The organism is Thalassoroseus sp. (assembly GCF_984380535.1).
Map to the genome: position 1 here is coordinate 162702 of NZ_CFHRBF010000021.1, position 20850 is coordinate 183551.

General features: G+C 56.8%; 11 protein-coding genes. 4 read left to right on the top strand and 7 right to left on the bottom strand.

Features of this window, described 5'->3' with window-relative positions; all coding sequences use genetic code 11:
• Positions 1–56 precede the first annotated feature (56 nt).
• Positions 57–2381 (top strand): alkaline phosphatase D family protein, encoded by a 2325-nt coding sequence (locus AC5DDB_RS25475; RefSeq protein ID WP_491742577.1) that lies wholly within the window; start codon positions 57–59, stop codon positions 2379–2381.
• Between the two features lie 27 nt (positions 2382–2408).
• Here AC5DDB_RS25475 and AC5DDB_RS25480 read toward each other — a convergent pair whose 3' ends face one another.
• Together AC5DDB_RS25480 and aroH are read right to left on the bottom strand one after the other, a co-directional pair.
• A complete protein-coding gene (locus tag AC5DDB_RS25480) occupies positions 2409–5999 on the bottom strand; it encodes a hypothetical protein (RefSeq protein ID WP_491742578.1) in 3591 nt (1196 codons plus the stop codon).
• A 160-nt stretch (positions 6000–6159) separates the two neighbouring features.
• On the bottom strand, positions 6160–6534 hold the full coding sequence (gene aroH / locus AC5DDB_RS25485; RefSeq protein ID WP_491742602.1) for a chorismate mutase: 375 nt from the start codon (positions 6532–6534) through the stop codon (positions 6160–6162).
• 354 nt (positions 6535–6888) lie between these two features.
• Here aroH and AC5DDB_RS25490 point away from each other — a divergent pair, with 354 nt between their 5' ends.
• On the top strand, positions 6889–7719 hold the full coding sequence (locus AC5DDB_RS25490) for a hypothetical protein (protein ID WP_491742579.1): 831 nt from the start codon (positions 6889–6891) through the stop codon (positions 7717–7719).
• A 14-nt stretch (positions 7720–7733) separates the two neighbouring features.
• Here AC5DDB_RS25490 and AC5DDB_RS25495 read toward each other — a convergent pair whose 3' ends face one another.
• The 5 genes from AC5DDB_RS25495 to AC5DDB_RS25515 form a co-directional block, all read right to left on the bottom strand.
• A complete protein-coding gene (locus AC5DDB_RS25495; RefSeq protein WP_491742580.1) occupies positions 7734–8363 on the bottom strand; it encodes a hypothetical protein in 630 nt (209 codons plus the stop codon).
• A gap of 789 nt (positions 8364–9152) precedes the next feature.
• A complete protein-coding gene (locus tag AC5DDB_RS25500) occupies positions 9153–10943 on the bottom strand; it encodes a hypothetical protein (protein WP_491742581.1) in 1791 nt (596 codons plus the stop codon).
• Positions 10940–14440: a DUF5682 family protein gene (locus tag AC5DDB_RS25505; protein ID WP_491742582.1), complete on the bottom strand. Its 3501-nt coding sequence runs from the start codon at positions 14438–14440 to the stop codon at positions 10940–10942. Before AC5DDB_RS25505 ends, AC5DDB_RS25500 begins: the two co-directional genes overlap by 4 nt.
• A 6-nt stretch (positions 14441–14446) precedes the next feature.
• The gene (locus AC5DDB_RS25510; protein ID WP_491742583.1) at positions 14447–15604 is read right to left on the bottom strand and encodes an ATP-binding protein; all 1158 of its coding nucleotides are present in this window, start codon (positions 15602–15604) and stop codon (positions 14447–14449) included.
• 81 nt (positions 15605–15685) lie between these two features.
• Positions 15686–17086: a HEAT repeat domain-containing protein gene (locus AC5DDB_RS25515; RefSeq protein ID WP_491742584.1), complete on the bottom strand. Its 1401-nt coding sequence runs from the start codon at positions 17084–17086 to the stop codon at positions 15686–15688.
• A 310-nt stretch (positions 17087–17396) separates the two neighbouring features.
• Here AC5DDB_RS25515 and ppdK point away from each other — a divergent pair, with 310 nt between their 5' ends.
• Positions 17397–20129: a pyruvate, phosphate dikinase gene (ppdK, locus tag AC5DDB_RS25520; protein ID WP_491742585.1), complete on the top strand. Its 2733-nt coding sequence runs from the start codon at positions 17397–17399 to the stop codon at positions 20127–20129.
• A gap of 172 nt (positions 20130–20301) precedes the next feature.
• Positions 20302–20787 carry a phage holin family protein gene (locus tag AC5DDB_RS25525; protein ID WP_491742586.1) on the top strand — a complete coding sequence of 162 codons (486 nt, stop codon included), beginning with the start codon at positions 20302–20304 and terminating at the stop codon, positions 20785–20787.
• Positions 20788–20850: the final 63 nt, after the last annotated feature.

Here is a 20850-nt window from a genome sequence, read left to right on the forward strand (position 1 = left end):
TAACGTATCCCACTGACACTTCTACTCGCTGAATACTATCTGAGGACTTCTGTAATATGCCTTCGTTGACTCGCAGGATGGCTCTGAAATTCGTCGCACTTGGAACTAGTGTGGCAGGCGTGTTTTCGTCGCGGCCAGCGCGTGCCCAAACATCAAGTTCATTTGATTTGCCATCGTTCAACAGTCGCTGGGACATCACTCACGACCGCGTGTGGTTGGGGGAAGAGCTATGGGCGAATCCCATGGAGGACTGGCGAATCGTCGATGGTGCGGCCGAGTGCCAGTCGTTCGGTGGGGATCGGAACATTCACCTCATTACCCACCAACTCACAAACCCCGAGGGCAAGTTTCAGATGACGCTGCACGCTACCCGTGCGGAAGTCAAAAAACAGGATGGTGGGTTCGGGTTCCGTGTGGGGGTTCATAGCGAGATCAACGAATACCGCAGCAACTGCTTCGCAAAAAACGGTATCACTTGCGGTGTGGTCGATAACCAACTTGTTCTTGGTCCCCAGAAGTCTGGGATGAACGTCAACGAAATTCCCAGTTCATTCCGGTTGGTACTCACTGGTGAGCCCTCGGAAAAGACCTACAAGCTAACGCTGACCGCACTCGATCCGGAAACCGGGGCACAGCACGGAACCATTGTTCGCAACGTTCCCATCGAGAACATCCTTGGCAACGTCGCGATCGTGAATAATCTCGATGCCAAGATCAAAGGCGGACGCGGTTCTCGCTATCGATTCCACAAGTGGACGGTCACCGGAAATGCGTTCACCGTCAAACCCGAACGCAAATTCGGGCCGATTTTGTGGTCAATGTATTCCCTCAGCGATTCCCGCAGCGACGAGGGGTTCGTAATGAAGATCAGTGCCCTCACCGGGCCACTGGGGAAGCAAGACAATCACACAGTCGAACTGCAAGCAAAGTTCGACGACGAGTGGAAATCGCTTGGTCAAACTGACTTGGACACCGATGCCTGGACCGCGACTTTTCGTGTTCCCAATTGGAATGAAAAACAGAACACGCCCTTCAAACTGATTTACCGCGAGCAGCACAAGAACGGCCTGGAAATCGTTTCCGAGCGGACCGGCATCATCCGTGAGAACCCATCGGGACGACCGTTACGTCTCGCAGCGCTCACCTGCCAGAACGATTACGGTTTTCCATATGAACCGGTCGCGAACAACTTGCTTGCGCTCGATCCGGATATGTTGTATTTCTCGGGCGATCAACTCTACGAGAACCATGGGGGTTACGGGCTCATTCGCGATCCTGCCGAACCTGCGATCCTCAACTACTTGCGGAAATACTACCAACACGGTTGGTCCTTTGGCGAAGCGATGCGGGACCGCCCGACGCTGTGTCTTCCCGACGATCACGACGTCTTCCAAGGAAACATTTGGGGCGAGGGCGGAGCGAAGATGACGTCCGGCAGCACGTCTTCCAAGGGCGGCTATCGTGAACCCGCGCGGATGGTCAATGTCGTCCATAAGACCAACACCGCCCATCACCCCGATCCCTACGATGCGGAACCCTGCAAGCAAGATATCAGTGTTTACTACGGCGAGATGATCTACGGCGGTGTCGGTTTCGCGATCATTGCCGACCGACAGTGGAAGAGTGGTCCGGAACGTGTCGAAACCGGTAGCGGACGGGCAGACCATGTTTCCGATCCCGACTTCGACACCCAAAAGCTCGACAGACCTGGGCTGATCCTACTTGGGGAACGTCAGGAAGAATTCCTCAAAGAATGGGCCAAGAACTGGGATGGTCATGCGCTGAAAGTCCTACTCAGCCAGACAGTGTTCGCAGGCGTCGCGACCCATCACGGCGGCTACAACGGCTATCTGAAAGCGGACTTGGATTGCGGAAGTTGGCCACAGACGCCTCGGAATAATGCCGTTCGCATAATCCGCAAAGCAAAACCATTGCACATCAACGGCGATCAACACTTGACGACACTGACACAATACGGCGTTGATGAGCAACGCGATTCCAACTGGTCGTTCTGCACGCCCGCGATCGCGGCTGGTTATCCGCGTTGGTGGCGACCCGACGAAATCGGTATGCCCCACGAGAATCGCCCCGAACATGGGCTGCCAAACACCGGGGAATTCATCGACGGCTTTGGAAACAAGGCATATGTTTACGCGGTGGGCAATCCCGAGGTCGGCACGAAGCGGAACCGGTACGAGAAAGCCCATCAGAAAGGCAGTGGCTTCGGGTTCGTCACGATCGATCCCAAAGCCAAGACGTATCACATCGAATCGTTCCGCTTCCTCATCGATGCCACTGACGGCAAAGCGACAAACCAGTTCCCAGGCTGGCCCGTGACGATCCATCAACAGGAAAACGAGGGCGACAATCTTCTGGCGTGACCTGGCTGAGGACGTGAAGTCGGCCGGTTAAGGTTCGGTGCGATTTGTTGCCAAATCATCGACCGGCTTCGCTTCCACGCGGGCAATAATCGGAGTGGCGGAGTCCTGACCGACTGACGCGGAAACTTCCGACTGATGCGGACCGGCTTCGCGGGGACGAAGCGTCACATCGAGCATTTGCGTCTGTTGAGGCGGCACCTGAGCGATATTCCATACGATTCGCGCAGAGACTGGATCGTACACGCCGCCCTGCCCGACTTCTACCACTTCCATTCCGCTCGGCACGAACTCCTCGACTCGTATCCGCTGGAGTTCGTGATCGGTCAGGTTTTCCACATGATTGGTAAACGTGACCGCTCTGCCGACCGTTACTTCGCGCCAACCCTTTCGACGCAACCGCATGCCCGGATCATAGACGACCGGCTCCCGACGAGCGACGTCCGCTTCCTCCCCATCGACGAGAATCACAGCGTCGATTGGCAACCGACCTGCGGTTCGTGCCTGCGGTGCTAGGTGAATTTCTTTGGATTCGCCGGCCGACAGTCGCCCCACAATGTATTCCAAGTGTTGGCCGATACGGTGGGTCAGTGTTTCCGGCAAAGACGTTCGCAGCCAAATTCCCTCGACTTGCCGATCGCCGGTATTCGTCACCGTGAACACAATCCCGCAAGGTTGCCCGACGCGGAGTCGATCGGCGACGTCGACGTCCAATCGCAATTTCACAATTTGAGAACGCGGTTCCGAGGGAGTTTGCGGAGGACTTGTGGGGCCGGGAAGTGGCTCCGTTGGTTCGATTCTGAGATTCCCATCGGCCGGCGATTCCACTTTCGTCGACGAGGAAACCGTGATGGTTGCTTTCACGGAAGCGAAGGTTTCGACGGTGCCGGTCTGCGTCGGTACGAGTTCAACAGTCAGCTTCCGAAGTTCATTCGGCTGCAAATCTCGTAACCGCCATCGCAGCGTATCACGATCGAACAGGGCCGGCGGATTGACGGCAATCACGCGGTGCGTCGGCGGGACGTTGTCGTCCACGTCCACACTCAAGACGGGTTTCGCCCCATGATTGCGAACCCAGATTTCGTACTGCGTTGGTAAGTTCGCCGAAACATTGGACGGACTGTGCTTCTCGACGGAAACGTCGAGTTCGTGTGCAACAGCATGATCCGTTCGGTCTCCTGCCGACAATACCGGAACGTTATCGGTCGCGGGGCCATCGCTGAGATCGGCTTCGAGTTGGCGACGAGTTTCGTCCGGAAGTCGGTCCCGATACGACCGAACGGGAGCCGCGATTTCAATCGTGGCCCCCGTGGTTCGTTCCCAACGGTCGCGTGCGATCTGTGTTGGTCGCTGCAGGCGATCCGGTAAGTGAATCCGTGATGACAGCTCGAATGTCGCTGGGTCGCTCGGCGGCAACGCCAAGATCAGGACATCGAATTGATCGGCTGGATCCACCATGGCCCGCTTGGGTTCGGTCACTGGTCGAGGTGGCGGCGGTGTGGCACTCGGCAAATCCGGGTAGAGGGAATCCAAGGGATCATAGGGTTCCCGAGGGGGTGAGGCGTTTCGCTCGACCGGGATACGTTCGACAGGCGGAATGATTGATGGTCGCGGTTCCACGTTGTACGGAAGCGAGGGCTGCTGCATCACGGGAGGTGCCGACTCGTCAGGTCCAGGCGTCGGGACGTTATTGACGTTAGGAACTGAAATCGGCGGGCGTTCGTTGCCAGTGTTCTCTAGTGGCTTCGGACCGAACAAGGCGTCGAGTGGGTCACTAGTCTCAGATTCGGATTCCATCCGCGGCTTCGTTGGAACTGGGGAGAAATCCGGCGGTTCTGGGCCGGCATTCGGTTCCGGGGCAATCGGTTTTGGAGTGAACAATGAGTCCAACGGATCTTGAGACGTCGGGACGTTTCGAGTCGGCACGTTGGAGTTACTCGTGTCCGAGTTCATTGGCGACGTTGCGGGCGACGGCGTTGGGTTTGCAGACGGGCTGAACAATCCATCCAGCGGGTCAACCGACATCGGTGGTGCTTCGGTTTCGACATTGTTCGGAGCCGGTGGATTGGCAAAATCTGGCGTTTCCGGGGCTCGGGGTGGTTCCGTGTTGATCGGCGGCGGATTGAATAGTGAATCCAGCGGATCGGCGGATGGCTGGCTTGCCGGTTCTGCTGGGGTCATCGGCTGAGGTGACGGAACATTGAATTCCGGTTGCTCGATCGTGGGCGTCACGTTCGTTGGCATTGGCGTGCTGCGATTCATCGCCGGGGTTGTTGCAGGCGGCGAGGCACGTGGTCCAAACAACGAATCCAACGGGTCGACTTGTGGTTCCGCGCGGATTTTCTCAGGCGGGGCTGGTTCGGGATTCGTTGGTGTTGCTGGCTTCGGTTTTGGCCCGAACAATGCGTCTAATGGGTCAGACGTTGCGGGACCAGGCGTCACAGGTGGCGGGGTGTAATCCGTCGCTGGTGTTGGCTGAGGACTTGAAGCCGCTGGCCTTGCCGGGCCGAAAAGCTCGTCGAGCGGGTCGGCCGACGGAGTTGGCGTGAGATCACGAGGCGGTTCGCTCGCAAGTTCTACAGGAATCGGTTGCGTCTCTAACACTGATGTTCCCGGCAGGGGGCTTGGCATCACTGGTTCAAAGGCGGCGGAACTTGGTTGCGGATTCACCGGAGTCGGTCGTGCCGGGACATTGGCAAAGGGATCCTCTTGCGAAAACAGGTTGTCTAAAGGATCGCTTGAACCGGCTGGAGTTGGGCCAGGAATCCGTTCTGTGGGGATGGTCTCGATGTTCGCAGGTACCGGAACGGTACTCACGTTGCCCGCGGGCTCGATGTCTTTCGAAGGCTTGGTTCGCGGGCGAATCGGCACGAAACCTTGCTCATCGAGTGGCTTCGTGGGATCGAAAGCTGGTCGGTCCGCTTGCGAAATCTCTCGAATCGCTGGTTGCTCGTCGCGACGATGTTTATCGAAGTTCCCGGTGGGAGCGAAGTCGGGAAGATCGGTCGGAAACGGTACCGGAGAGGCCGAAGTTCCTGTGCTCGTCACCAGCGGCAACAGATCGCGAGCTTCATGTGGACCGACATCGGTTGTCACTGTTTGGGGAGACAATGAAGCCGTCGTCGGGAACACGTACATGAGCTGCACAATCGCCATCAGGACTAACCCGGCGGTCCCGGTGATACTGGCACAGAGCCACGCGGTATCGCGATGGATACGTTGGTTGACCTGTCCCGGCAATTGACGCAGGCGAGTGGCAGCAACTTGACTCTGCTGTCCAAACCAATGACCGACGGCAGCGGCGGACGGCTTGGTGTAATCACTGGCCGTGGTTCGGGTGGTATTCGCTTTCGATTCGACAACCGCATACCGTCCCGAGCGGAACGGAGCCGTCAATGGCGATAACATCCATGCGACTACGGCAAAAACCCAACGCAATACAATGCCCGCGCTTCGCAGCAGGTACTTGGCGAAACGGAACAGTCCGACGGTCATCAACCATCCCAAGCCGGCATCTTCGGGAAGCATCGGCTCCGAAAAATCGGCTGTGGGTACAGGCCGGTTCTGAGGATAGGAGACGGGCGAGTTGGGTCGATCTGGTTGGCCTGTTGATTCGTCCATGCATCCTCTCCGAAACAAGTCGGTGATCCGTCACCTGAAAAGAACCTGTAGCAGATTCGGAGACTTGGCGAAAGGGAAGTTTGCGCGCGAAGAACACACTGCGGTCCCGCATTTTCAGCAGGAAACTTGACGTATGTCTGACCGTCCATCTAACGAACGGTTATTGAGCGCTGGTCACATCTGGGCGAAGACGACGTGCTTCGCGAAGGTAGATGTGTCGCATTTCCGCTTGGCTAAGGTCGGTGTTTACATGCAAAAGTACACGTATGCACATTGGCATACTGCCTGCGACGGGAATTTCACGAGCGCACAAGAGGGGGACCTGAGACATACCCAACCGCCGGGCTGCCTCGGCGGGGAATGTTGAGCAAAGGTCTTCGGTGGTGGTGAAGATGGCCGAGACGATGTCGTCGAAATGGTCGATGTTGTTGGCGGAAAGAATCTCTTCGAGCAACTCACGAGTTGCTGCGAGCACTTCTTCCGGTTCATCAACCGTGACTGATGTTGCCCCTCGAATTCCACGGACTGCCGACATAGGTGAAATCAATTCCCGAGTGATGTTGCGAATGACCGGCAGTATAACAATGCCATCGCAGCGACGCGAACCCGGAATTGCAATTCCTGCACGACTCGCTGGAGATTCTTGCACAACAAGTAGTTGGGGCATTGCAAAACGAATCACCGCTTCGATCGATTTCCACTTGGTTTCTAAGTCAAATTCTCGGGGGAAAACCTGGGTATTGCCGAACCAACATGGCCGCAAGCAATGGCCCTTGAATCCATGAGTTTCGCTAATTGCAGGAAATTTTTCTCTTCGGCTCCGATTTTGCTCAAGGTGCGGATTGCCGATGGATCGGCGTTAATTTGCTCACTCGCTGGAAAGGATGCCATGCGATCTTTGACTCTTCGTTTGCTGACTGCTTTTGCAGCCACTTTGATAACTGGTCAATTCCTCTTCGCTGCTGAATCGGTCCCGATTGATGTCAATTTTACGGTGTCCGGAACTCTGCAGAACATGCAGCAGCAGGTTCAGAAAAACGGTGTGGCGTTCCAGTGTGTGTTCCAGAATCTCTCGTATCGAGGTGAAGTCACCCGAGCTGTTGTTGAACAGAAGTCGAGTGAACAAGCCACTTTGTGGCTCGGATTGAAGAATCTTCAGCTCTCGATCCAAGGAATCTCGTTAGCGGGTTCTGTCGGGCAGGCGAACTGCGGACCGCTGCAACTGATGATGGGGCACCGCAAGGAATTGTGGATCGCTTTCGATTTGGCCCGGGTCGAGCAAAACGGCCAACCTCAGTTGACGGTTCAAGGGACGCGATTTCAATTGCCGCCGGATAACTGGACCTTCGGCGAACCGGCCTGGGTGCGGACTTCGGGGCTTCTGATGAACGAACGCAACGTCCGTGAAGGGCTAAGAAACGGCCTTCGGAACAGTCGTCAACGTGTGGAACACGGGATGATCCAGGGAGCTCCTGGTCTGCTGACCAAAGTGTGTCAGATCGCCGCCGATCCGCAACGGCCCGAACGGAAAATCGTCGAGGCAATGCGAGCCGCGTTGTTATCGCCACCTCAAACGAATGAAGTTGCCACGCGGGAGGAAGTCGCCACGCGAAACGAAGTCGCGACGCAGGCTGAAGTCCGACAACCGACAACTCCCAAACGACTGCCCCGACCACCGATTAATGCGTCGACACAGGCAATGACCGCCAGTCGGAATTAATTCACGAGCGGTTGTTAAGTTGCCGACTGACCGAAGAATCGTTCGGCGATTGCAACGGTGAGTCCTAAGATCAGAGCGGAGATCGCCATCACGGTCGCCAATCGACCCCAATCGAGCGGGTCCAATGCGGCCGTCGTGATTTCCGCCCAGCCGTTCTCGCGGTCCCAAGCCCACATTCCCAAGCCGGCACACAGACCGACCAGCATTCCAAACCATCCGTATCGACGACCACCAATCCAACCACCAACTCGGCGACCGAATGCCTGACCGATCATCAACCCGAGTAATCCGCCGATCGGTGCGGTGGCGATACTGAGAATGCCGCCGGCCCAGCCTTGTTGGAAGGCAAACCACAGACCGACCGTCACTCCGCCGTAAATTCCCAGAATCAGACCAATCGCTTGACCCACACGGCGGCAAGTGAATTCTCGAACCCGACTCAACATTCCTTTCTTGCGGCCGTTGGACGGCAGTTGGGGCGTCGCAGGAGTTGGTTTCAAGGGGACCGGTTCATCAGCGTTGAGTTGGCTGGGGATCGTCAGTTCTTCCCCACAATGAGCGCATGCCAATTCACGTCCCGCGAACTGTTCGGGAAAGAGATTCTCGTTGCCACACAGGGGGCAGCGGACGGAAATTGCACTCATTGGATTCGAATCCTCCTGACGCATTATACGAAGACAACACGCCAAAGGATCTCAATTCGAGCAAATTTCCGTCGGAAGAAGTGGTCGACGTTGGCAGGTGCGAGATTTCACCAGGACCAGACTTCGCGTTTCCGATTGCCTTGGCACTCCGTTGACTTTTGGCAATGGTTTTCCCCGATTAGAGCGTCGGCGACAGGGGCAACCACATATTTCACCGGCCACACACCGTCTTGTTCAGCTCGTCCGCAACGCGAGGAGAAGGATTCATCCGGGTCGCCGCCGAGTATGGCATTGCACATTTGCGACCCCGAGAGGATCACATTGTAGCCGTATTGCCAGAGGCACGGTGCCGTACCTTCTGTCAGTCGAGGATCGGAGAACACGGGTCCGAACAATCCCCAACCGCACTTCCCGCTTTCGGTCCGCGAACTACTTTGACAACATGCGCAGCCATGCTGTTCGGTTCCGCAGGCGGTGTTGGCGTCGGCACAGGTAACCGATGCTCGACCATAATTCGAGCAAGGAACAGGGCCGCAACTTGACTTCGACGAAGACCGTAACACACTTGTGCAACCGGTGCTTAGAACGAGTAGCAAGCTGCAAACGCAGAATCCGATTTGACGCATCTTGCCCCACTCCCTTGGGTCCCGATGGATTTCACTAACCGATGCCGCACATAGTGCGAAGCCATCCTTGGCACAAATCCATTGATCGGTCGGAGCATTCGACATCGCGAGTATTCCCCGAAGGTGTGGCACACTCGGCACAAGTCGTACAACCCGACCACCCTCACTCGAGATCGAAACGCCGCCATCCGATACGTTGGAAGTGACGCCGGGCTGCGTTCTCGTAACATGAGGCAGCCAAGAAGGTTTCAGCGAGTTCAGCCGGATCGCTAGGAAAGCGGATGCCCTCAAAATCGGCTGTCGATGCCGTCGCCGATCGTGCCAAATTGCCGAGCAAACCGGCCGCAGCAGGTTGCTTTTGGATCTCCAACCGCCGAACTTCACGGTTTAACTCTGGTAGACGTCCGGTTGGAAGCGCATGTCGCCCACCGAGCACCAATCCACCAAGCCAACGACGGAGCGATTCCAATCCATCGGTGATGGTCTCCGCCTGGAAATGATGCTGAGCGAACACGGGAGTTCGACTCGCCGACGTCAAATGGCCGCGTTTTAGTTCCTCAATTCCTAGGCTCACCCGGCCACGAAAGTCGTCCGGCAGACTCAGTTCACATGCAGATTTCTCGGCAAGCGGGTCCTGGCCAATTGCCAACACCGCCGCCGATCCGGGCGTCGTCAAGTCGACACGCACGATGCACCGCACAGGCAAGTTTTCGACGCGACTCAGAAGTTCGATGTTCGATCGGTACGCAAGTGACGTGTGTTCTTGGGCGACCATCAGTCGCATTGGGGGCGTTTCGGCGGATGGTTGAAACAGTAATTCATCGCCATTTCCGCCGAGGATGACACCCCGTAGGAATACGAGGTCCCAACCCGCGGGCCGATCGGTTTCCGGCCGCGATTCGTGAGTGAAGCACTGGTCGAGTTGTTCGTGCAGCGGTTTGTTCCACTGATTGGCAATGGTCGGTGTATCCCAGCCGTCGTCATTGGCAATTACCGCGCGGCAATCCTGCCCGCCACCGAGTCGGCCATCATTCGAACGAGTGGCTTTTTGGACCAGGACGGTCGTGCGATTCAACTTTTCATGACTGGTAGAAAGTTGGCCAAAGTCCGCACCGGTTTGCCAAGCTTCGACTACGCGGGATTCGTCGCCGCCACGCACGTTGCTGATCGTTCCCAGACTGCCGTCTTCCGCAACCAGATAGGTAACGACTCCCGCGAAACCGCTGCGAGTGAGAATCGGTTCCGTGAACAATCCCGTGAGTCGCTGATTGGGGATCGGTGCGTACTTTCGCCGAGCGGTGCCAATCCAGAGTGAGTCGATTTCCGAGCCGGCATGCGTGATTGCCCAACCACATCGGAGCAAATCCGTCAGATCGGCCCGGGCGTCGTCGGTGGAGAAAGTGGCATCCGTTTGACGCAATAAGCGGATGTCTTGCATCACCCGCAATCCTGCGGCCGCCAACCGGTGTAATCCCTGACAGCGACATTCGTGGACGGCCCGTAATAATTCCGCTTGTAACAACGCTCCCGCTGCCCGCAAACCAACCGCCAACACTTTCGCCGTCGTTCGCCACAGCCCTGCGGCGGCATTGCGTTGCACTGACGAGATTTCGACCTCAACGCGTGAGGATTCCGGGTTTTCTTCAACGTCCGTTTGGGAAGTCGAATCGGCAAGCGGTGCTTCTTCAATCTCCAAAACCGATAGGACCGCGAGGACGTGAAAACACCGGGGACTCAGCAAACACGAGCAACGTACGTCTTCCGGTGTAAGCACACGGGAGGCAAGCTCAACCGTTTCAGTGCCCGCTACTATTTGCCAACTGTCGGATTTGGAACTCCAATTCCAGTCATCGGCAATGGTCGGTTGTTTGTCGAGTTTGCGACGCAGTCGTGCGGGGGCTGCCGAAACGATTTCCGCAACGACTAATGGGCTAACAACCGGGCGAGCACTCATCGGATTTGCTCCCCCACCCAGCGGGCCAATTCCAACGGACTGAGGGCCGACACCGGCATTCCACACCCCGCCACCTGCCCTGCGACTCCCTTGTTGTAACGCGGTTTTCCGTCGTCGTTCAAGGCTGCGAGTCCGAGACACTTCGCACCGGAATCGGCCAAGGACCGCACTTCGCCAAGCAGCCCACTGACGGGCCAACCTTCCTCGAAGTCGGACACCAACAGTACCAACGATCGCGTCGGTTGCCGAAGTCGCTCGCGTGCCGCCCGCAGTCCTTTTGCAATGTGAGTACCACCTCCGACTTGCACTTCCATCAGCATCGCCAACGGATCATCGACCCGCTCGGTGAGGTCAATCACTTTCGTGCTGAAGGCGAGAAAGGTCACGCTCATCGCTGGCAGGCCCGAGAAGATCGCTGCCATCATTGCACTGTAGATCACCGAAGGTTCCATCGAACCCGAAACGTCGACGACAAACACGACATGCCAATCCATGCTACGTTGCGATCGGCTGCGAAAGATGAGACGTTCAGGTACGATTGTCGTGCCACCATCGGGCGTTCGCTGTGCCCGATGCAAGTTGGCTCGCAAGGTTCGATCGAGATCGAGTCGCCGTGTTCGTCGGTACGTGGGACGGGATGTCGACAGTCCAAATAACGCGGGGCGAAGTCGCGTTGCTAACTCCTTGACCAGCTGATCAATGATACGACGAGCCAATCGACGCAAGGTTGCCAGTTGGGCTTCCGGCACTGCACCTTTAAGTGATAGCACCTGTTCGAGAAGTTCAATCGATGGCGTGACAGATTCGGTATCGAGAATCGACAAAACCGCTGTGCGACCATCCGCGAGTGCGGCGGCAAGCACATCTTCACGCACACTCTCGCCGAAGAGTTCACCGAGATCATCCGACCAAGTTCGCACATTCGGATACGGGGCTTCCTGCCCTGCTCCGCCGCCCGAACGACGTCCCGCTGAACCCTCGCCACACCCTTGCCCGTAAAGTTCGTCCAACGCACGCGCCGCCGCACACCCCATCGGCGGAAGCCGATCAGGTTGGGAACCGAGAACTAATCGCCACCGATCCGCCAGCGACAATTGTTGACCCGGTTTCGGAGTTGGGGACTGCGATTCCGCGGAATCGGGCAGTTGCCAATCGGTGTTCCAAATCAAATCAGGCATGAAACTCTCGACCGCCGCACGGCCGGCTTCATCGGCGGCAAACCGTAACGCGGTGAGTTCGGGGTCGATCGTCACATCGACCGCGTTCGTTTGATCATCCGGCAATCGGTCCAAAAGTGCTCTTAACAACCGATCCCGCGCAGCGGGACTGATAACATGAAACCCACCTCGCAGTGCCGGGAGTTTGGCGAGAAACTCTGCGTCGGTCTCGGCTGCCAACCGCTGTTCCGCGTCGTCCAAGCAAGACACATCCGCTGAGATTCGTGGCAATGCGATGATGACCACCGCACGGATTCGGTCTTGCAGCTGGCGACGACTGTCGGCATCGACGGCGGCATCAATCCAACCGCCGATTCGTTCGCCGAACTGCTGCGATGTCATATGGTCGAGTAACAACAACGCGCCGGTCGCTACTCCTTGCATCAATGCGGAACCTTCCGCCGCGAGTTGTCGCAGTGTCCAGATCAGTCGACCGGCGGCAACACTGACTTGGTCACTCGGTTGCTGTTGAAACCACAGAATCAGATCGAGCAAGCTGGTGACGTCCGTCAAATCTTCCGAACCGCTGATTCCCTCCAATCGGGCGATCGCGGCTTGTAACAACGGAGCGGTCTGCACGTCGTCCGGCAATTCGAATTTTTGCACGATGTGTGGCCAATCGTGTTCGGAATGCGATGGCAACCCGGGGTGATGACCGGCCCGCACTTGCTCGATCAATTCCATGGCCTGCGTGAGTTCCGACAACCCCGCGGTCAACAAGAATGGACCGACCAACCACTGCAACCCGTCAGACACAACGTTCGCCAATCCGCACCGGGCCGCTTGGATCAGGAGTGGCAACTCGGCGGTCGACCATTCTTCGAGCGGTTTGCCCAACCCGGATGTTTGCAATGCTCCGAAAGCCGCTTGGCCAAGTGTCGCCCCACGGGCCGCGGACAGTTCGATCATCGCCGCCGTCGCCGACTGCCATTCAATTTGCCAAACGTCTGTCAGGTTCTCGCGATGTGCCAAGTCCTCGCCGGCTTCGCGGTTCGCGTAAGGAACGCCGCAGGCGATGAGCCGTTCGAATGTCACGACCCGTGCCCGATCCAGACGACTCCGGAGCGGATCCAACCGCACGCGTTTTTGCTCGCCGATCTGTTTGGCTCCGGGGAGTTTCAAATCCTCCAGCAACGACTCCACATGCGGTGCCAGACCCGAACGTGGCAAATCGGATGGCAAACTCCCGAACCGGTTGCCGACGAGTACCTCCTCCATTGCCGCCGCCACCGCACGCCCAATTCCCATTAGTTCCCCGCGAGTCAGGCAAGTTTGCACCGCCTCGATGAACTCGCCTCGTCCTGGTGCCCGCCAACCCCGCAAACGGGCCAAGTCCCTCGCCATGCGAAGCACCTCTTTACCGTCGGCGACATTGATGGGATGTTTCGCGAGTCGCAGGCTTCGACACACCGAGACGACCAAGTCCGCTGCGACCGCATCCAATTCTTCCGCAGACGTCGCCGACCAAGTGCGTTGATGCCAAATCGGATCACGGATACCGGCGGGGTAACCCGATCGTTCGTCAAGTTGGCCGAAGGAATACGGAATAAGTGCCGTTGTGATTTCGTCGGCTTCCTCATCGGCTGCGGATTGTGATTGATCTGGAAGCGACCAGAGCAGTGGCTCGGGCAATAACGCGGGTGCGTGGTAGGCTCCCACGACCACCGCGATTCGGCCGGTTTCATTGGCGATACACTCTTGCATGTGGGCTTCGCGACGACGGTCATAATCGGAAGCTATCCCGTCATTCCGTCGCAATGCATAACCGAACATTAAGCCAGATCGTCGAATCGCCTCCGGTGTGGAACCGACAGCCGGTGTCTCGACCAAACGCTCCCAGAGCGTGCCGACATCGCGTGTTTGCGTCTTCTGAAAGAGTCGTGCGAGCAAGCCGTTTTCCTCGGCGGGAGGATGTTCCCGTTCTCCACTTCGATGCCGACTGATCGGCAAATCACACGGTTTGACCGGAACTTGGTTCTGCAGTGCCCAGCGGACGGCAGCCAACTCGGGCGAAAAATCAGCAAAGGGATAGAAGCACAACCCGAATGCGTTCGTCGCACAGCCGGCGAGCGCGACGGGAGCCGTTGTGTCCTCATGTCCCAACCATGGCAGCCAGTGTGCAAACTCCATTGGCAACTCGATGAGCACACATTCCGGTTGCAACTCATCGAGCAAATTCGGAATTGCACGGGCCAAAGCCGCGGAGTGATGCCGGACACCGATCAGAAACGGCTCGCCACACTCTAACAAAGCGTTGAGTTGTGAGTGATCGTCGCTCATGATCGGTTAGTTTTCCAGTTCTCGACGGAGTTCGAACAGTCGTTTCCACAGTCGGGAACCATCTTCGCTGCGACGTTTGATCACACTGTCCCAATACGCCAGTAGTCGGCCGCGGTCTTGCGCTTCGTCTTTCAATACGACTCCAAGCAACAAGCCCGGCAACAGCGATAACGGATCTTGCTGCGAGGGAAAGTAAGCGGATTGGCGACCCATCGAAGTGGCGATCGCGACGGCTTCGGCGGTACTCATCACTGTGCTCGGTTTTTCGACCGACCAACCTTCCGACGTGCGACCTTCACGTAAATCGCGAAATGTGGTGACAAGAATGTCGAGAACACCGTCATCGACTGAGAGTTCGACGCCGCTGGTTTCCAGGTAATTTGTTGCCTGAGCTTTGACCAACGCGACTTCCCGATCGTGCGATGCAATTGGCGGAATGACTTCGAAATTGAATCGCCGTTTGAGTGCCGCCGACATCTCGGAGACACCCCGGTCACGGAGGTTCGCCGTGGCGATGATGTTGAACCCCGGCTTGGCGAACACGCTGCCGGCTTCACCGGAAAGTTCCGGCACCATGAGTCGCCGTTCCGAGAGCAGCGAAATCAACGCGTCTTGCACTTCCGGTAGGCAACGTGTGACTTCCTCGACCCGCACGAGTCGTCCTTCCCGCATGCCGATCATGATGGGGGACGGCACGAGTGCATCTTCGCTGGGGCCTTTTGCCAGTAACAATGCGTAATTCCAGGCGTAGCGAAAATGATCTTCGGACGCACCCGCGGTGCCTTGGATCGTGAGATCGGCGTTGCCGCTGATTGCCGCGGCCAGTAACTCCGAGAGCATGGATTTCGCAGTGCCGGGCTCGCCAACCAATAATAGGCCGCGTTCACCCGCGAGTGTGACGACGCAACGTTCGATCGTGCTTCGCTCACCCACGAATTTCTCTGTGATCTCCAGCGACTTCGGCACGCCCTTTGGGGTTCGGGTTCCCTTGGGGAGCTTTAATTTCTCGCCGTCGGTTCCACAGATGAATTCCACCACACGCCGTGGCGATAACTGCCAACCAGCGGGTTTAGGAAGACTGTCGGCGGCATCCAAGATGCTGAGAAAGGCCAACTCGTCGGCGAACCGAACTTCGGCGGGCGGTGATTGTCGTTCGTCGGACATCTTGGAGCACACTTCGAGCGAAGGGGAACGGATAGTCGCCGCACATCATACCACCACGCAAGATTCACCCCAACCGGCCGCTCAAGTTTGTTCTGCTGCCGGGCTTCTCTGAATCCGCCGAGCCGCTACTGCCTCCAATGCATGCCGGGCGAGTTCCAAGTCGCCTTCGTGAAACACTTCGTTGATCACCGCTTCCGGATCGTCCGCGACGGCCATCAGGGAATCGACGGCTTGTTCAATGAGGGTTTCCTGCACGCGGACGAGACCCAATTTCAGAACACCGACGACCTTGGGAGCCACATCACTCGCGACGGAACCATAGCGACCAACTGCCCAAGTCGCTGCGTTGACCACGTTCAGATTGTTGTCCTTGAGGAGCATCGACAATTCCGGCAACACCATTTCCGGTTCCCGAGCCGCCCCGCCAACCGTGAACGCAGCTGCTTGTCGAACGGTGGGTTTGGGGTCGTTCAACGCCAAGACGACTTCTTGGAAATGCGTCTCACCCAGGGAACCCAAACGGTCCATCGTCGCTAAGGCATCGGTCCGGACGATGGGATTGTGATGTCGGAGGTTCTCCGCCACCAAATCCGCCAAGCGACGTTTCTCATCGTCATTCGGCCAATCCTGCACCGACCATAACGCCAACATCCGCCGCCCGTCTGTGCCGGATTTCAGATCCGTTTCCAAAGCCGACAGCGATCGGGACGGCTGCGGCGATTCTGGCGAAAACCAGGCGTCGCCAGTTTTGCGGAGGTACTTCAGGCCATCGACAAACGTCGCTTCCGCATCGCGACGCAAGTGGCGACTCCACTCCGGTTGCGTTTCGTCTTTCATCCAACTCGCGAGTGCCAACGCATAGCCAAAGTCGCGAGCTTGCAGCGAACTTCGCGGCGACAGTGAACTGCCCATTCCCAACGCGGAATGTCCCGGCGTTTCCGCAAGCACCGTATTTGCAGTGAAAATTCCCAACCCGAACCAAATCGGCATGAGTTCCACGATATGACGGAAGTCCTCAGCAGTCCGTGGGAGTTTCCGATCTTGGATCATCCGAAAACCGGCAATTCCGCGGGCAAAAAACGCAATGAGGGCTTCCAGGTTTTCGGCGATCGTCTTGCCGACGTACAACCGAGGCGAGTGCGAAGACGAACCGGGATCGCACGCGAGCAATCCATGCTCGGCCGTCCAGAACTCTGGCCCGAACACCAACCGTTCCGACGGATCCGCTTGATCCTCGAACAGTGTCACGGGCAGATCATTGGGGTCTTGTTTCGCATACTGGCACACACGCTCGTAAATCGCTTGAGCTGCGGACTCGGAACCGTCATACGGCAGCGGAAAGAAATCGCCCGTGGGGAGAATTGTTTGGGTTTCCCGCAAGGTGTCCCAACCGAGGTGTTCTCCGAGCCACGCCATCCGCATTTCAATCCAGGCCTGCTCACGGGCATCCACCGGACATTTGGGGCGAAACAATCCGAACATATTCTCTCCAATTCTCAACACGGTCTAATCTTGCAGGTGAAGGAATACCAGGATTATCCATTCGCTGCTACCTTCGTCCCTGGCGACACCGATCGAAGTCCCATGATGCATGAAACTGGCAGGTTTCGCCCGGTCGCTTGACGGTCTGGAAGTGCGCTGTTAGCTTCCACGTCGCGTGACCAACAAATCTGCGCGGAGCGTCCGATTTGCGCCCGCGTTTCGGTTTCGTTTGGTCAATTTTGGCCGAAAACTGGCATCTAACCCGGCACTTGGAACTCGCGAAAAACTTAACGCGACAAGGACTTTTGGAATGGCTGAGAAGCACGTCTACTACTTTGGTAACGGAAAAGCCGACGGCAATGCGACGATGAAGGAAACCCTCGGCGGTAAAGGTGCTAACCTCGCCGAAATGACGAACATCGGCATTCCCGTTCCCGCCGGGTTCACGATCACCACCGACGTCTGCGTCTACTACAACGATACCAACCAACAATACCCACCCGGCTTGAAAGACCAAGTCGAAGACGCCCTGAAAAAAGTCGAAAAGGCGATGGGCGCCAAGTACGGCTGCACCGAAAACCCCTTGCTGGTTTCCTGCCGCTCTGGGGCACGGGAGTCGATGCCGGGGATGATGGACACCGTCCTCAACATCGGGCTCAACGAAGACACCGTGAACGCGCTCGCTAAGCAAGCGAACGACGAACGGTTCGCTTGGGACAGCTATCGTCGCTTCATCCAAATGTATGGCGACGTCGTGATGCAAATGCCCGGCACTGCCGATGGCGAAGACCGCTTCGAACTGATCCTCGAAGAACACCGCGAAAAAGCGGGCGTGCACTACGATCACGAATTGACCGTCGATCAACTGAAGGCCATCGTCGCCGACTATAAGAAAGTCGTCAAAGACACCCTCGGCAAAGAGTTCCCGACCGATCCAATGGATCAACTTTGGGGGGCAATCGGTGCCGTCTTCGGCAGTTGGTCAAATGACCGGGCGGTCGTGTACCGTCGTCAATACAACATCCCTCACGAGTGGGGCACCGCGACCAACGTGCAAGCGATGGCGTTCGGTAACTTGGGCGACGATTGTGCCACCGGTGTGGGTCTGACCCGCGATTGCTCGATGGGCGATCCCGGTTTCTGTGGCGACTACCTCATCAACGCACAAGGCGAAGACGTGGTGGCCGGGATTCGTGTTCCGAAGCGAATCGAAACACAACTCGAAGCCGATCTGCCCGATGCGTACAAACAACTTAACGAAATCGCAACGACACTCGAAAAGCACTACAAAGACGTGCAAGACATCGAGTTCACCGTGCAACGGGGCAAAGTTTGGTTGCTTCAAACACGGAACGCTAAGCGAACCGGTTTCGCCGCTGTTCGGATCGCGGTGGACTTGGTCGAAGAAGGTTTGATCGACGCCAAAGAAGCCGTCGGCAACAAACGTCGGATCCCTGCGGACGACTTGAACCAACTTCTGCAACCGATCTTCGATCCCGCCGTGAAAAAGGCCGCGCAAGATGAAGGCCGTCATATGACGACCGGCATCAACGCGGGTCCAGGGGCAGCGACTGGGAAAATTGTGCTCTCCGCTGAAAAAGCGGAAGCGATGTACAACGAAGACAACGATGTCGCTCTGATGCTGGTTCGTAAAGAAACCAGCCCGGAAGACTTGCGGGGGATGCGAGTTTCCAAAGGGATTCTGACCGCCCAAGGTGGTGCATCCTCACACGCTGCGTTGGTTTCCCGTCAGATGGGGAAAGCCTGCGTCGTGGGTGCCGATGAACTCAGCATCAACTACGCCGACCGAACCGTTTCCGCTGGAGACAAAGTTCTCAAAGAAGGCGATTGGATCACGATCGACGGTTTCACCGGCGAAGTTTTCGAAGGCAAAATCGACACCTCGCCTAGTGAAGTGATGCGAGTGCTCGAAGGCGATATGAAGCCGGAAGAGTCCCCGACTTACCAACGCTACGCTAAGCTGATGGGCTGGGCCGACGAATACCGCAAACTCAAGGTTCGTGCCAACTGCGAACCAGGCGAAGTGGCCGAAGAAGCCGTCGCCTTCGGTTGTGAAGGTGTTGGTCTGTGCCGAACCGAGCACATGTTCTTCGACAAAGTCGAAGCCATGCGGAAGATGATCCTTGCGGAAGATGTGGCGACTCGGAAGAAAGCCGTTGATGAGATTCTTCCTCACCAACGGGAAGACTTCGAGAGCTTGTTCCGCACGATGGCTGGTCGTCCGGTGACGATTCGTCTGCTCGATCCGCCGTTGCACGAGTTCCTCTCGGATCGTCACTTGGAAGAAGAACCCGGGTTGGACGAGAAACTCGCCGAAATGACCGGCAAGTCTGTCGAAGACATTCACCGTCGCGTCGCCGAGTTGGAAGAACTCAACCCGATGCTCGGTCACCGGGGTTGTCGTCTGGGTGTTGTTTACCCGGAAATCACCGCGATGCAAGCTCGGGCGATTTTCGAAGCTGCTTGCAACGTCAAAGCCGATGGCATCGACGTACACCCGGAAGTGATGATTCCGCTCGTCGGTTTCCTCAGCGAATACCGCAACCAAGAAAAGATCGTTCGTCAACAAGCCGACGCTGTCTTCGAAGAGAAGAACTGCGAAATCGAATACATGGTCGGTACGATGATCGAAATTCCACGGGCCGCATTGTGTGCCGATGAGATCGCCCAAGGTGCCGAGTTCTTCAGCTTCGGAACCAACGACCTCACGCAAACCACCCTCGGCATGAGCCGCGACGATTACGGTTCGTTCATTCCTTACTACAAAGAGAACGACATCGTTCCTGCCGACCCATTCCAAACCGTCGATCAAGACGGCGTGGGCAAACTGATGAAAATCGGTGTCGAAGGCGGTCGCAAAACACGGAACGATCTCAAGATCGGTATCTGCGGCGAACATGGTGGTGATCCCGCTTCGGTCATGTTCTGTCACTCGATCGGCTTGGACTACGTTTCCTGTTCTCCACGTCGGATTCCGATTGCTCGTCTTGCTGCTGCTCAAATCGCGTTGTCGAGCAAGTAAGTTTCGTTCAATCGCTTAACGAATCATTCAAAGCAGTCGATGGATTTTCCTCGGCTGCTTTGTTTGTTTCTCAGAAGACGAGTATCGCATTTCCGTGATCTTTTTCGGCTAGTGCACGTATAATTGAAATGTGTCACTCTCGTCAGATCGCGTCTCCTTGGGAAATACCATAATGACTGGGATCGAAGAATTCCTTCGAAGTGGACTACTTGACGAACCCGCCGTTTTGCTCTGCGGAGCGGCGATTATGGTCTTTCTGATTGGCATGCCACCATTCGCGTTGGTGCTTCGAATGAAGCGGATTCACCGCAATCTCCTTCACGAAGAACGAATGCAAGCTCTCGAGAGAATTGCGAACAGTCACGATGCTGACGTGATACAACCATTTCTCACCGAACTCCAGCAGGACGGACAGGCAACCGGGTACGGACGGATCTGGATCGCATTTGCGATGGGGTGTCTGGTTCCGGTTTCCGCATTCGCGGCCGTTTCACTTCAAGACACCACTCATGAAGGTGTTCAGATTGCAAGTTGGATTGCAGCGATCATCGTTAGCGTTGCATGTATCGTATGTGCGACTGTTCTTGCGGCGATCTCTCCACGACGAACCAATCGGCCGTCGAAAGGCAAGACTCCTGGTGTTTCCTCAGTGATCTAGTTTGCGAGTTTTTTTGGCGACTGGTTTCGACTGAGGCAAACGGTTCGGGCGTTGTTGAGGCAC